The sequence below is a fragment of the Rhizobium sp. CCGE 510 genome (genome assembly GCF_000292525.1).
Lineage (GTDB): Bacteria > Pseudomonadota > Alphaproteobacteria > Rhizobiales > Rhizobiaceae > Rhizobium.
On the sequence record NZ_AEYF01000120.1, the window covers coordinates 1 to 658 of the forward strand.

Genomic DNA, 658 nt, shown 5'->3' on the forward strand with positions numbered 1-658 from the left:
GACCATCGGATCAAGAAATGGCTTGATAGGATGGGTGACCATTGCCTGAAGCGGATAGCTGCGGATCGGCAGCTTCAATCCGACCATCTTCGCGACGACCGACGAATATCCGGCGACACACTGGACCACGATCCCCGCTGAGACGTTGCCACGATTGGTGCGAACGCGCGTCACCTTGTCGCCGACGACGTCCATCCCCACCACTTCGGTCCGTTGGTGAAGTTCAACGCCACGCTCACACGCGCGGATAGCATATCCCCAGACCACGGCGTCATGGCGCGCTATGGCTGCATTCGGATGCCAAAGACCGCCAAGGATCGGCATGCCTTTGATGTCGAGGTTCAGGGATGGCACCAGGTCCTTGATCTGCTTGCGATCGACGATCTCGTTTGCCTCGCCGCAGAAATTGCCGGCGTCGGCGCGAAGTCGGAGCGAGCGTGACACTCCGTCTGAGTGAGACAGCGTGAGCTGGCCCCGACGGGAATACATCATGTTGTAGTCGAGTTCGTTGGACAGCGCTTCGTAAAGTCTCAGCGACCTCGCGTAGAACCTGATCGAGCGCTGATCGGTGTAATTCGACCGAATGACGGTGGTGTTTCGCGCAGTATTGCCGCCACCGAGGTAGCCTTTCTCGAGAATCGCGATGTTCTTGATGCCA

Annotated in this window: 1 protein-coding gene; it reads right to left on the minus strand. The window is 58.4% G+C overall.

All coding sequences use genetic code 11. The features are described 5' to 3' along the window. A partial coding sequence (locus RCCGE510_RS32755) for an FAD-dependent oxidoreductase (RefSeq protein ID WP_007638044.1) occupies positions 1-658 on the minus strand: 658 nt, incomplete at both ends.